The organism is Nocardia acididurans, assembly GCF_016741815.1.
Classification (GTDB): domain Bacteria; phylum Actinomycetota; class Actinomycetes; order Mycobacteriales; family Mycobacteriaceae; genus Nocardia; species Nocardia acididurans.
In genome coordinates this window covers 395,856-409,085 of sequence record NZ_JAERRJ010000010.1, presented here as the reverse complement: position 1 = coordinate 409,085, position 13,230 = coordinate 395,856, and the positions used below count along the sequence as shown (strand labels likewise).

9 protein-coding genes and 2 pseudogenes are annotated in these 13,230 nt (G+C 68.2%); 4 read left to right on the top strand and 7 right to left on the bottom strand.

Annotated elements, in window-relative coordinates; translation table 11 throughout:
- Nucleotides 1-532: 532 nt before the first annotated feature.
- Complete coding sequence (tyrS, locus tag JK358_RS27160) at nt 533-1,819, bottom strand: tyrosine--tRNA ligase (protein WP_201952531.1); 1,287 nt, start codon at nt 1,817-1,819, stop codon at nt 533-535.
- Between the two features lie 201 nt (nt 1,820-2,020).
- On the opposite strand from tyrS, the gene JK358_RS27155 reads away from it, so the two are divergent.
- Nucleotides 2,021-3,649 (top strand): immunity 49 family protein, encoded by a 1,629-nt coding sequence (locus JK358_RS27155; RefSeq protein ID WP_201952527.1) that lies wholly within the window; start codon nt 2,021-2,023, stop codon nt 3,647-3,649.
- A 33-nt stretch (nt 3,650-3,682) separates the two neighbouring features.
- Nucleotides 3,683-5,263, top strand: a complete 1,581-nt coding sequence (locus JK358_RS27150; RefSeq protein WP_201952525.1) for an immunity 49 family protein — start codon at nt 3,683-3,685, stop codon at nt 5,261-5,263.
- Nucleotides 5,264-5,296: 33 nt separating this feature from the next.
- Here the strand turns inward: JK358_RS27150 and JK358_RS27145 are convergent, their stop codons facing one another.
- A complete protein-coding gene (locus JK358_RS27145; protein WP_201952522.1) occupies nt 5,297-5,968 on the bottom strand; it encodes a FadR/GntR family transcriptional regulator in 672 nt (223 codons plus the stop codon).
- A 259-nt stretch (nt 5,969-6,227) separates the two neighbouring features.
- On the opposite strand from JK358_RS27145, the pseudogene JK358_RS27140 reads away from it, so the two are divergent.
- A pseudogene (locus JK358_RS27140) lies at nt 6,228-7,556 on the top strand (2-isopropylmalate synthase); the annotation flags it as partial.
- Between the two features lie 46 nt (nt 7,557-7,602).
- On the opposite strand, the pseudogene JK358_RS27135 reads toward JK358_RS27140, so the two are convergent.
- The 4 genes and pseudogenes from JK358_RS27135 to JK358_RS27120 all read right to left on the bottom strand — a co-directional run.
- Nucleotides 7,603-8,128: pseudogene (locus tag JK358_RS27135) on the bottom strand (Clp protease N-terminal domain-containing protein); the annotation flags it as partial.
- Between the two features lie 56 nt (nt 8,129-8,184).
- On the bottom strand, nt 8,185-8,808 hold the full coding sequence (locus JK358_RS27130; RefSeq protein WP_201952518.1) for a DNA-3-methyladenine glycosylase: 624 nt from the start codon (nt 8,806-8,808) through the stop codon (nt 8,185-8,187).
- Between the two features lie 52 nt (nt 8,809-8,860).
- A complete protein-coding gene (locus JK358_RS27125) occupies nt 8,861-9,781 on the bottom strand; it encodes an RNA polymerase sigma-70 factor (RefSeq protein ID WP_232851920.1) in 921 nt (306 codons plus the stop codon).
- Nucleotides 9,782-9,852: 71 nt separating this feature from the next.
- Complete coding sequence (locus tag JK358_RS27120) at nt 9,853-11,037, bottom strand: NAD(P)/FAD-dependent oxidoreductase (protein WP_201952516.1); 1,185 nt, start codon at nt 11,035-11,037, stop codon at nt 9,853-9,855.
- 176 nt (nt 11,038-11,213) lie between these two features.
- Between JK358_RS27120 and JK358_RS27115 the strand changes: the two genes are divergently transcribed.
- A complete protein-coding gene (locus tag JK358_RS27115) occupies nt 11,214-11,933 on the top strand; it encodes a DsbA family oxidoreductase (RefSeq protein WP_201952514.1) in 720 nt (239 codons plus the stop codon).
- Nucleotides 11,934-11,995: 62 nt separating this feature from the next.
- On the opposite strand, the gene JK358_RS27110 is transcribed toward JK358_RS27115, so the two are convergent.
- Complete coding sequence (locus JK358_RS27110) at nt 11,996-13,165, bottom strand: low temperature requirement protein A (protein WP_201952513.1); 1,170 nt, start codon at nt 13,163-13,165, stop codon at nt 11,996-11,998.
- Between the last annotated feature and the right edge of the window lie 65 nt (nt 13,166-13,230).

The following is a 13,230-nucleotide window of genomic DNA, read 5'->3' as shown; positions in this document are numbered from 1 at the left end:
TGAGTCCGAAAACCCAGCAAATCAAACGCCAGCTCGGAAATTAAGCTGACTTAAAATGTTCGACACCCACACGCGGGGCAGATGCCGAAACCAATAAATAATTGGCACTGACATTCATCGACACACTATTGAGTTCTCAAAGAACACACGCACACGTCTTCGATCTAAGTTGATCAGATGTCCAACGAGGCAACTTTTCCAGCCTAACGGCGATGCTCAACGGAGTCAAGCTCGGGTTTTAGGCTGGAGTGTTCGTCTGTCAGGCGCTCCTCGTACAACCTCGTTTCCGGATCCGCGTTTCCAGCCTCTGAGCTGGGCGTCTGGCACCCGGTCGGTGTCCGTGTCGCTCTGACCTGGACTAAGTTACGCCCAGGAAAACGCAACGTCAAATCGCCTGGTGAGCGCCGCGTCTGCGCAGGTCGCGGACCCCTGAAACGACAAGATCGCCGGGTCGGGGCACTGTTTTGTGACCCAGCTCTCGGCGATCTTGTTTTCGTATCGGCTGCTGCAGTTGTCGAGTCGGTGTCGAGGCTTATTGACCCGCGCGCAGCACGCCCGCGAAATTCTTCTTGCCCCGGCGCAGGACCAGCCAGCGTCCGTGCAGGTAGTCGGAATCCGACGGCGTCCATTCCAGATCGGCGATCTTGGCGTTGTTCACCGATGCGCCGCCCTCGTTGACAGCGCGACGGGCTGCGCCACGGCTCTCCGACAGACCCGAGGCCACCAGTAGATCGACGATGGTGTCGCCCGGCTTGGCCTCGGCCACCTTGCCGTCGACGGCCGCCTCGGTGAGCGCCGCGGACAGCGTGGACTCGTTGAGCTCGCCGAGTTCACCGCGCCCGAACAGCGCCTGGCTGGCCAGCTGCACCGAGCGGGTGTGCTCCTCGCCGTGTACGAGGGTCGTCATCTCGGCGGCCAGCCGGCGCTGCGCCTCGCGGGCATGCGGGCGCTCGGCGGTGGCCTGCTCCAGCTCGTCCAGTTCCTCCCGCGAGAGGAAGGTGAACCAGCGCAGGTAGCGGACCACATCGGCGTCGGCCGTATTCACGAAGTACTGGTACCAGGCGTAGGGGCTGGTCATCTCCGGATCCAGCCACAGGCTGCCGCCGCCGGTGGACTTGCCGAACTTCTTGCCGTCGGCCGAGGTCACCAGTGGCACGGTCAGCGCGTGCACGTGCTCGCCGTCCACGCGGCGGTTCAATTCCACGCCGGCGATGATGTTGCCCCACTGATCCGAGCCGCCGACCTGCAGGCGGCAGCCGTGGGTACGCCGCAACTGCACGAAGTCGTTGGCCTGCAACAGCATGTAGGAGAACTCGGTGTAGGAGATGCCGTCGGACTCCAGGCGGCGCTTCACCGTGTCCCGCGCGAGCATGACGTTCACCGAGAAGTGCTTGCCGATATCGCGCAGGAAGGAGACCGTGCTCAGCGGGCCGGTCCAGTCCATGTTGTTGGCGATGATCGCGCCGGTCGGCGAATCGTCGAGGTCGACGAACCGCTCGAGCTGGGAGCGGATGCGCCCGGCCCACTCGGCCACGGTGTCGGAGGAGTTCATGGTGCGCTCGCCGACGTCACGCGGGTCGCCGATCATGCCGGTCGCGCCGCCCGCGAGGACGATCGGGCGATGGCCCGCGGCCTGGAAGCGCTTCAGCGCCAGCAGCGGGACGAGGTGTCCGGCGTGCAGGGAGGCGGCGGTCGGATCGAAGCCGGCATAGAGCGTCAACGGGCCTTTGGCCAGATCCGCGCGCAGGGCGTCCAGATCGGTGGACTGCGCGATCAGTCCGCGCCAGGTCAGTTCGTCGATGATGTCGTTGCCGCTCACGTCTGTCTATCTTGCCATTCCACGTCGAGGCGTTTTCCGCGCACGGTCCGGATGTCGCCGGGCCGCAGCGGTGGGCGTCACGGGGACGGGGCGAACCGGGATCGGGAGCGTCCGGCCCGTGCGCCGACACCGGCGAAATCGCTTGTCACCCAGCCGAAAAGGCACTGCCGGTGATTCCGCGCGGTCACTACCATCGCGTCCATGCGCATCGATCGACACCATGTGCCCGAGCAAACCCCGTCCGCCGCAATCGAGTTTGTGCGAACCAGGTACACCGAGCAGGCCCGGGCGGCGGAGGCGGGCGGCCTGTCGGGGGTGCGGTGGCTGGCCGAGGTGCTGCTCGACTACGTCGGCGCGCGGACGGTCGAGATCGATCCGGCGGTGGAGCAGCGGGAGACGTGGTTCGCCCTGCGGTCCGCGGTCATTCTGCAGCGCGACTTCGTGCGCGGGCAGGCCGCCGGGAAGCACACCGACTGCTACGCCAACGCGCAGTACGCCTCGCACTACTTCCGGTTCACCAAGATGGATGGGCCCGCGCTGACCGCGGCGGAGTGGACAGCCGCCTGGTGGCCGGCGGTGAGCGTGCGTTTCGAGAATGTGGTGGAACAGTTGGCGCAGCTCTGCCCGGCCGATCATGCCGAAGGTCAGGCGCTGGTGGCGCTGTGGTCGGGGCGGCCGGTGCGGGCCGAAACGCTGGACGGCGATACCGGCGCGGCGGTGCGGGCGATCGCGTCACGTGATGCCGACGGGTTCGATACCGCGCTGGCAGCGGTCCTGCGACGGCATCGCGAGCAGTCCGAGACCCGGATACGAGAGCTGCCCCATACCCGATATCGGGTGCTGGGCACGGATCTGATCGCGTGGGAGGCGGTGGGTCTCGCGGCGCTCGCGCATCGGGCCGGAATGCCGCTCGGAGTCGAATCCGCGTATCTGCCTTCGCGACTCGTCACAGGGGCCGGACCGCTGCTCCCGGTGGCCGATGGCCGCCCGATCACCCGGCCGCCGTTCGATGCCGACCGGGCCGCACAGTGGCTGGAGCGGTTCGAGGCGTCCGGCGAGCAGCAGCGGTCGATCGAGCATGCGGTCGCATTGCAGGAGTCCGACCGGTACCGGTTCAACGGCATCTTCCGGATCGCCTCGGAGTCCTGCACCGCCCAGGCCTACCGTTCGGTGCTCGATCCACGCGCCGAGGATCCCCGCACCTGGTCCGCGTTCGTCCTGGCCGCCGAGGCCGCGGCGCAGGCGTTCCGGCTGGTGTCGTTCGCGCCGGGCACCATGGTTCCGATAACCCTGGCGGGCCGGACCGGTGACGTGCCCGCGCTCGAACTGGCGAAGAGCTATGCGGGCACGGGGAATTATCTCAGCGCGGTCGCCCTGGCCTGGACGGCCCGTTCCGAATCCGCGCTCGAGATCCTGGCGGCGGTGCCGGATGTCAGACACTCGCACGACGACGATCCCGACTACCAGTACGCGCTGGCCGTCCGCGCCCTCCTGCGTGGCGAGGACCCGGCGCGGTTCCTGAAGGCCGCGACGCGCCCGGCCACCGGCGCGCACATCGATTACGCGGTGTACCTGGACAATCCACGGGTCCGGCTGCTGGAACGGTTCGTGGACGACGATCACGAGGGGTTCGATACCGCCCTCGCCGAAGCGGTGGCGCTGTATCGCGACTACCACAGCGTCGACAAGCTCATCGACGGCGAAGACGCCCAGATGAACGTCGACCTGCTCGGCCTGGCGTGCCTGGCGGCGGATCGCGGGTTCCCGATCACGGTCGAATCCGATTACCTGCCAAGACGTTTGATCGACGGCGCTTGGCTCGCGAGATGAAGGCGTCGGCGGCGAGCAATACCATCGGCGCTCATGCGCGTTGATCGGCACAGTGTGCCCGAGGAGATCCTGTCCACCGCTCTCGAGTATGTGCCGAATGAGCTGGGGCGGGCGGTGAAGCTGGCGGAGAACGGCGGTGTGGGCGGGATCGAACTGATCGCGGACGACCTGCTCGACTACGTGTGCGCGCGGACAGTGCGCATCGACCCACACATGGAGCAGCGGGAGACGTGGCTGGCACTGCGCACGGCGGTCGAGCTGTACGGCGACTATGTGGTGGGGTCCGCACTTCCGGAGGGTGCGGAGGTGCGGGCCTGGGTCGAGTACCTGGGCTCAGGCTTCGGGGTCGAGAAGGACTCGGAACCGTCGCTGTCGAACTTCGAATGGACCGCCGCGTGGTGGAAGGCGCTCGCCGTGCGATCGGACAACGAGCTGATGCGGCTGGCCGGGTGGTGTCCGGAGGGATACGCCGAGGGGCAGGCGCTGGTGGCGTTCTGGGAGGACGACGCCGATGCGGATCTGTCGGCGGTACGGGGGGTGCCGGGACGGATGCTGCGAGCCATCGACCGGGGCGACGTCGCGGAGTTCGATGCCGAACTGGAATCCATGCTGCGGGAGCATCGCAGGTACGCGGAGAACACGCGATGGATCAAGGCGCGGGATCTGATCGCCTGGGAGGCAGCGGGTCTCGCGGCGCTCGCACACCGGGCCGGGATGGCGGGTGAGATCGAGTCGGCGTACCTGCCGGCGCGGCTGGTGACCGGGGCCGGGCCGGTGACGCCCGGTGGTGACGGCCCGATCATCCGACCGCCCTTCGATCGGCAACAGGCCGAACGCTGGCTGACGGGCGAAGACGAACGAGACGGAATCGGCGACGCCTTCCGCGCGGAGGTGCTCGTGCAGTTCCGGTGCATGGCGCTGAAGAACGTCGCCGACCATCAGTTGATGGCGCAGGCGTTCCGGTCGGTGCTCGATCCACGCGCCGAGGACCCGCGGAGCCGGGCCGCCTATGTGCTGGCGGCCGAGGCGATGGCGCAGGCGTTCGCGGTGGCGGCGGTGCCCCGGGGGACGCCGGTGACAGTGACGCTGGGCGGCCGGTCGGGTGAGGTGCTCGCCTCCGGTCCGGTCGGCGACGCGTCCGACTGGGAGTTCGCCCGGGCGGGCGCACTGGCCTGGATCACACGCTCGACGACTGCCGTGGAGATTCTCGGCGGCATCGACCGGCTGAGCGAAACCCTGCCCGACACAACGGCTTACGCTCGCGCCGTGCGCGCCGTGCTGCGCGGGGAGGACGCGCGACCGCACCTGCGCGCGGCGCTGGCCAAGACCTCGGGTGACGGCCACTGGGAGTGCCTGCGCAATCCGCGTGCCCGGCTGCTGGAGCGCATCGTGGAGGGCGATCACGCGGGTTTCAACACGGTCCTGGCGGAGACGCTCGGCCTGTACCGCGACTACTACAGCGCGGGCGATCAGATCGGCGACTGCGACGGCCAGGTGCATCACGACGCGCTCGGGCTGGCCTGTCTGGCGGTCGATCGCGGCTTTCCCCTCACCGTCGAATCGGACTATCTTCCTCGCACGATGATCGACGGCGGACCGCTCTCACCTCGATGACGAGCGCCGCGGCGTCGATCCCTGCTCGGGACGCTAGCGATCGAAGGCGGCTTTGAGGGCGGTGAGGTGGACGCGGCTGGCGGTGGCGGCGGCTTGGGGGTCGCGGGTGCGGATGGCGTCGTAGAGGTGTTCGTGGGCGTCGTGGTCGGTGGCGGGGTCGGCGATGGGGCGGATGCGGAGCATGTCGATCATGGCGTGGCGCGAGCGCGGGACGAAGGCGTTGAACATCTCGAGGAGGATGTCGTTGTGGGCCGCGGCGATGACCGTGCGGTGGAAGGCGGTGTCGGCGTCGACGAGGGCTTCGATCGTGGGGCCCGCCTCCGCGCGGAGGTTGAGGGCTTTGAGGATGGTGCGCAGGTCGGCGGGGGTGCGGCGGTGGGCGGCGAGGGCGGCGGCTTCGGCTTCGATGGCGATGCGGGCCTCGATGACCGTCACGATGTCGGCGCGGCGCAGGACGGTGTCCCAGTCTTCGGCGACGTCGAGGGCGGTGAGGAAAACGCCTGCGCCCTGGCGGCTTTCGAGGACGCCTTTGCCCGCGAGTTCGCGGATGGCTTCGCGCAGGGTGGAGCGGCCGACGCCGAGTTGGGCGGCGAGGGTGGTTTCGCCGGGGAGGCGGTGGCCGAGTTCCCATTCGCCCGCGCGGATGCGGGTGAGCAATACCTCGGCGGCCTGTGCGGCGAGGGGGTGCCGTTGTACCTGGGCCACGGTTGTTTCGCCTCTCTACTTGTCTGAGGAGTGATTGTCTTCTAGTCTAGGCCACATGCTTTCGGGTGCCCTTCTTCTCCTTCGCTGCCGCAGCGGGGTCTGATCGACCGGCACCCCGTACGCGGGGTGTCGTGCTGCGCCGGTCGTCGAATCGACGCGAAAGAAGCGCACAGTGCCCGAGCACATTCCGTCCGTCCACTCCGCCGCGGTGACGCATCCCGCCACTCCCCCGGCCTGGAATCCCCAGCGGTCGTCCGCTATGGCTTCGCATCGTTATCGCGATGTATATCAACGGGTTTCGGTTCCGCTGACCGATCGCACCTGGCCGTCGAACCGGATCACCGCCGCACCGCTGTGGGTGCCGGTCGATCTGCGCGACGGTAATCAGGCCTTGGCCGAGCCGATGGATCCGGCGCGCAAGCGGCGGTTCTTCGAGATGTTGGTGGCCATGGGCTACAAGGAGATCGAGGTCGGGTATCCCAGCGCCTCGCAGGCCGACTTCGATTTCGTCCGGTTGATCGGCAGCGCGAACCTGGCCCCGGAGGATGTCACCATCGTGGTGTTCACTCCGGCGCGCGTGGACTTGATCGAGCGCACGGTGGAATCCGTTCGGGGACTGCGCAATCGGGTGGTCATCCACATGTATACCGCGACCGCGCCGGTCTGGCGGGAGGTGGTGCTCGGCGCTTCGCGCACGGAGCTGACCGACATCATCGTGGCGGGCGGGCAGCGGATTCTGGCGCTGGCCGGCGATATGCCGAATGTTCGATTCCAGTTCTCCCCCGAGGTTTTCATGCTGACCGAGCCGGACTACGCGCTGGAGGTGTGCGATCGGATGACCACGCTGTGGGATGCCACGACGCAGCGGCCGGTCACGCTGAACCTGCCGACCACCGTGGAGGTGGCCACGCCGAACGTGTATGCCGATCAGATCGAGTACATGCATCGGAATCTGGCACGGCGGGACAGCGTGATCCTGTCGGTGCATCCGCACAATGATCGCGGAACCGGTGTCGCCGCTGCGGAATTGGCGCTGCTGGCCGGGGCGCAGCGGGTGGAGGGCTGCGTATTCGGCAACGGGGAGCGGACGGGCAATGTGGATCTGGCGACGCTGGCGCTGAATCTGCACGCACAGGGCGTTGATCCGATGGTCGACTTCTCCGATATCGACGAGATCCGCCGCACGGTGGAGTACTGCACGCGGCTGCCGGTACCGCAGCGGCATCCGTACGCGGGCGATCTGGTGTACACGGCGTTCTCGGGCACGCATCAGGACGCGATCCGCAAGGGGTTCGCCGAGCATCGGGCGCGGGCCGCGCGCGAAGGGCGTTCCGAGCGTGAGATCCCGTGGCGGGTACCGTATCTGCCGATCGATCCGGCCGATGTGGGGCGCGCCTACGACGCGGTGATCCGGGTCAATTCGCAGTCGGGCAAGGGCGGGATCGCCTATCTGCTGGAAGCGGAGTTCGGGCTGGAGCTGTCGCGTGCGCAGCAAATCGAGTTCGCGCGGCATGTACAGAAGTACACCGACGAGACCGGCGCCGAGGTGTCGGCGCGGCGGTTGCGCGAACTGTTCGCCGAGTACTACGGGGTGCCGGTCGAGTCGCCGGTGTCCTGACCCGGGCGGAACAGGAGATGCTCGATTCGGGCGACCCGGCTCTCCAGGGCCGCGATCCGGTCGCGGACCTCGGAGATGGTTCCCCCGACGTAGTCGCCGGGCCCGGGCCTGCGGCCGAGCAGCTGGAACAGCTGCTCGTGCACGCGGGTCCGGTCGGCACCCAGTTTGGCCAGTACCTGCGCGGCGACGCCTTCGCTCTCGTCCACGACGGCCAGCAGCAGGTGTTCGGTGCCGATGTGGTTGTTCCCCAGCGTGAGCGCCTCGCGCAGCGACAGTTCGAGTACCTTCTTGGATCGGGGCGTGAACGGGATGTGCGAGCCGGGTGTCGCCGTGCCGCGCCCGATCACCGCCTGGATCTGTTCGCGCACCGTGCGGCGGTCGAGGCCGAGTTCGGCGAAGGTCGCGGCGACCGGGCCCTCTTGTTCGGCCAGCAGCGCGAGCAGCAGGTGCTCGGTGCCGATGTAGTCGTGGTCGAGCGCCCGGGCTTCCTCTTGCGCCAGCACTATCGTGCGGCGGGCGCGGTCGGTGAAGCGTTCGAACATGAAACCCCCTGTGGCATTGCGGAATTACCTATCCACGGTAAAGGAATCGAGGGATCTCAGGAGGAGTGTTCGGGACGCGGGGCGCGGGGGCTGCGTTTATAGGCGGAGACGGCGGGGGAATCCGGCAGCCACAGCCGCCAGGCCACGTCGGCGGCCTGGCTCACGCCGACCCGTGGTCCGGCGGAAATGCCTGCTGTATCGGTGATTTCGGGACCCAGATCGAGCCGGATGGCGGAGGCGGGATCGAACAGCGCGGTTCCGTAGTCGCCCAGGGTGATTCCGAGGGCACTGCCGAGATTGCCAGGCCCCCTTGCCAAATCGGCGTCCTTGCGGGCGGCGTGCCGGCGTTCGCGCACGAGGTCATGCCCCTTGACGATCTCCCCCGCGCGCACCAGCACCGCGCAGGCCGTGCCGTCGGGGCCGGCGGTGACGTTCACACAGGTGTGCATGCCGTAACTGAGGTAGACGTAGAGCATGCCGGGCGGCCCGAACATGACGGCATTGCGCGGGGTCGGCCCCGGATAGGAGTGCGCGGCCGGGTCCGGCCAGGGACCGGCGGGGTCGCTGCCGTACGCCTCGACCTCGACGATGCGCAGGGCCACCGGACCGGACCAGAGCGTGGCGCCGAGCAGACGCCGGGCCGCGCGCAGGGGTTCGACGGCGAGTTCCTCGGCTGACACGGCTATCGATTGTCGCGCATGCGCCCGGACCGCGGGCGGGCGGGCGCGGCGTTCAGGCGGTGGTGTCGCCCGCCGCCTGGATGCCGCCCAGTTTCTGCGGATTCACCTGGAAGCGCAGGTTCTCGATGCGCCCGTCGACGATGTCGTAGGTGAGCGCGCCGAGGCGGTAGTCGCCGATCACGCCGATGATGCTCAATTCGCCGTTGACGACGGCGGATTCGAGGCGGATGCCCGCGGATACCGGTTTGGCCATGACGCCGAGCATCCAGCGCGCCACGTGATCCGGGCCGTGCAGCGGGCGGCGGGCGGCGGTGACGATGCCGCCGCCGTCGTTCCACAGGGTGACTTCGGGGGCGAGCAGTTCCATCAGGGCGTTGAGGTCGCCGCCGTGACAGGCGGCCATGAATTTCTGGGTGATCTCCTGGCGCGCGGCGTCGTCGGAGTCGAAGCGCGGGCGGCGGGACTGCACATGGGATTTGGCGCGGTGTGAGATCTGGCGCACGGTGGCCTCGGGCCGGTCGAGGAAGCCGCCGATCTCGGCGAAGGAGTAGCCGAAGACCTCGCGCAGTACGAAGACGGCGCGTTCGGTGGGGTTGAGGGTTTCGAGGACCACCAGCATGGCGGTCGACACGGTGTCGGCCAATTCGGTCTCCTCGGCGGCGTTCGGCGCGGTGAGCAGTGGTTCGGGAAGCCATGGGCCGACGTAGGTTTCGCGGGTGGCCCGGGCGGAGGTGAGGCGGTTGAGTGCGAGGTTGGTGACGGTGCGCACCAGGTAGGACTTCGGGTGTTCCACCGAATCCTGGTCCACCGCATGCCATTTGAGCCAGGCGTCCTGCAGGATGTCCTCGGCGTCGGCGACACTGCCCAGCATCTGGTAGGCGGTGCCGAAGAGCAGCCGGCGGTGTTCGACGAAGGGGTCGATCGCCGCGTCGGCAGCCGGAATGGAGTTCTCGCGGTCCTGCATGGGATTCATACCTACCGGTTTCGTATTCGGGACGTCCAGGTGGGGCCGGAAATCCTGGTCCGGCCCCACGTCCCCGAGCATCACGCGGTGGCGCGGGTCGCGCGACCGCCCTGGGACAACTGCACCGTGGCCTTCATGTACTTGCTCTGCTTGAAGGCCATCGGCGGGGTGCTGCTCACCGACTCCTTGTAGATCCGGGCGGTCAGGCCCTTGAGGTACCAGCGCTTCGGGGTGTCGTCGGCATTGGTGAACTGCACAACAGCATCCTTGCGGCCCAGGCTCAGCGGCTGGTGGAAGTAGCCGATCCGGAACGGCTTGATCCGCTTGCCCCGCAGCAGCCGGGCGAGCGCGTCGGCGGTGTAGGCGGCGGTGGGCAGCCCGGTCTGGCAGGTGCCGTGCACCTGGCCCCAGGCCATACGCACCGCGGCGGCGTCGCCGATGGCGTGGATCTCCGGGTGCGAGACCGAGCGCAGGGTGGCATCGGTGACGATGAGTCCCTGTGCGTCCGTGGCGATTCCGGCCTGCGCGGCGAGCGGGGATACCTTGACACCAGTGGTCCACAGGGTCAGATCCGAGGCGACGGTCTCGCCGCTGTCCAGCCGCACCGCGTCGGGCAGCACCTTGGTGACCTTGACGCCGACCTTGCGCACGATGCCCAGCCGATCGAGGGCCCGGTTCATATGCGCGCGAGCCTTGTCGCCCATCATCGCGCCGGGTTCACCCGAGCTGATCAGCGTGACGGTGAGTTCCGGGTGGCTCTCGGCGATCTCGGTGGCGGCCTCGATGCCGGTGAGTCCCGCGCCGCAGACGGTGACGGTGCCCGCGACGGCGGCGATCTCGGTGAGCTTCTCCGAGAACCGGTGTGCCAGACGGGGATCGTTGAGGGTCCAGGCGTGCTGGTCCGCGCCGGGCACGACGCTGGTGTCGGTGGTGCTGCCCAGCGCGTAGATCAGGGTGTCGTAGGTCAGGGTCGCGCCGTCGTCGAGGGCGACGGTGCGCGCCGCGGTGTCGATGGCGATGGCGGCGGCCTGGTGGAAGTCCACGCGGGAACCCTCGAGCAGGGCCGGGATGCTGTGGTTCCGCAGTTCCTGCCCGGCGGCGATCTGGTGCATGCGCAGCCGCTCGGTGAAGCGCGCCGAGGGGTTCACCAGAGTGACGTCGGTATCCATCCGGCGGGTGTTGCGAGCCACCCGGATGGCGGCCAGCATGCCGGTGTAGCCGGCGCCGAGGACGAGGATCCGGTGGGTTGCGGTGGTGGCGTTCATATCTCGCTCCTGCTGCGTGTTCTTCGCGGTCGGATATGGGACAGGACAGCCCCCACCGAACGTGACAACTCCTCGATGTGACCTGCGCCACAGGGAATCCCTGGCCCTGTCACGCGGTTGCAGAGACCGATGGCCGGGTCTCCGGCCTGCGAAAACGTGCGATCGAATGAGGTGTGATGACTGTCGAGGTCGAAATCTGGACCGATATCAACTGCCCGTTCTGCTATCTGGGCAAGCGGCGGTTCGAGGAGGCCCTCGAGGCGTTTCCGCATCGCGACAGCGTGCGCGTGGTGCACAAGTCCTTCGAACTGGATCCGACCCTGCCCCCGGGCCACAGCGATGCCGTGGTGCCGCATATCGCGCAGAAGTACGGGATCAGCGAGGCGCAGGCGGCGGCCAATGAGCGCGGTATCGGCGCACAGGCCGAGGCCATGGGGCTGACCTATCGGACCGAGGGCCGCGACTTCGGCAACAGCTTCGACATGCACCGGCTGCTGCACTACGCACTGGAGCTCGGCAGGCAGGACGTGATGCTGGACGCACTGTACGCCGCCAACTTCGCCGAGGATCAGGCGCTGTTCGGCGATACCGAGCGGCTCGTGAAGGTTGCGGCCGCAGCCGGATTCGACGAGGCGGGCGTGCGCGCGGTGCTCGACGACCCGAATGCCTACGCCGACGCGGTTCGCGCCGACGAGGCCGAGGCCGCCCGTCTGGGCGCGCGCGGCGTGCCGTTCTTCGTCCTGGATCGCAAGTACGGCGTCTCGGGTGCGCAGCCGCCGGAGGTGTTCGCGCAGGCCCTGGAACAGGCGTGGAGTGAGCACGCCCCGCAGCTCGACATCCTCGGCGACGGCGACGCGTGCGGCCCCGACGGCTGCGCACTGCCCGAGCGGAACTGACCGCAACGCGCGGAAACGGGGAGCGCGCGAACGGAATCACGCGCGCCCGTTGATGATTCGAGCTATGCCGACCGCGGCAGATAGGCGCTGCGGTCGCCGGAGCGCAGACTGAACATGTCGTCGGCGATGACGAAGGCGTAGGCCACGACCACCAGCACCACCAGTTGCGCCCATGCCACCCAGAGCACGCCGACGGCGGCGGTCGCCAGCACGGCGACCGCGCCGATGAGGCGGAACCAGGGACGCGGCAGTTTCAGCGTGAGCCGGAAAGCGCACTGCCCCAGGAAGAACACGGCCACACCGCCGGACAGCGCCAGCGCCGCGGCCTTGCTCGCGGGTTCGTTGCCGTGCGCGATGGTCATGGCGATACCGGCCGAGGTCAGGATGATGCCGAGCATCACCAGATACAGCGAGTAGCCGTAGGCGAGTACCGCCGGGCGCGCTCGTTCGGGTCCGGGCAGGGCGGCCAGGGCGTGCTCGCCGCGCTCGCCGTCGAGGCCGAAGTAGGCCCACCACAGCACATATCCGAGAGTCAGCGAGACCGCGACCATGGCGATCAGGCCGACGGTGATGTCCATGCCCGCCAGCCCCGCGCCCATGGCGACCACCGATTCGCCCAGCGCCACGATGACGACCAGGCCGTGCCGTTCGCAGAAGTGACTGGCGCGGATGGTGAACCCGCCGGGGTTCATCAGATACGGCGTGACGATCTGGACCAGCAGCGCCAGGGACCACAGCAGGTAGCGCGGCCAGCCGTGGATGAGCCCGCCCGCCAGCACCAGTCCCGCCGAGAGCGCGTTGAGCGGCGCGAGACGCAGCACGGCCGAGTACGCGGCCCTGCCGCCCGAGGCGGCGAAGAGCCCGGTGTGCACGGTGTTCACCAGCACGTAGGCCAGGCCGAAAGCCAGTCCGGATCCGGTGAACGCGCCCGGGATGGAGACCGCGAGCACGAAGAACCCGAACATGCCCACGAGCAGGAAGGTGCGGCGGCTGGAACTGTTGGGGGCCACCTCGTTGGTGAGCCACACGTAGCCGTCGTACATCCACCAGATGACGCCGAACATGATGGCGATCTGCCCGACCGCCTCCCAGCCCGGGTGATGGGTGAAGGCGTGGGTCAGCTGGGTGATGGTGAAGACGAAGACGAGGTCGAAGAAGAGCTCGAGGGTCGAGGCGCGCAGCTGTCCGCCTTCGGCCTCGCGCTCGGCCGTGTCCGGTGATTCATTGGTCACGGTCGCAAGAGTAGGACCGAAAGCCGCGAATGTCGTCGTCGAATCGCCCAGCGGAACAGCCCGGG

Bases quoted from the DNA above. Each gene is read 5' to 3' on its own strand.
- JK358_RS27155 (WP_201952527.1), top strand. From the start codon at position 2,021: ATGCGCATCGATCGACACCATGTGCCCGAGCAAACCCCGTCCGCCGCA.
- JK358_RS27150 (WP_201952525.1), top strand. From the start codon at position 3,683: ATGCGCGTTGATCGGCACAGTGTGCCCGAGGAGATCCTGTCCACCGCT.
- JK358_RS27125 (WP_232851920.1), bottom strand. From the start codon at position 9,781: ATGAATCCCATGCAGGACCGCGAGAACTCCATTCCGGCTGCCGACGCG.
- JK358_RS27120 (WP_201952516.1), bottom strand. From the start codon at position 11,037: ATGAACGCCACCACCGCAACCCACCGGATCCTCGTCCTCGGCGCCGGC.
- JK358_RS27115 (WP_201952514.1), top strand. From the start codon at position 11,214: ATGACTGTCGAGGTCGAAATCTGGACCGATATCAACTGCCCGTTCTGC.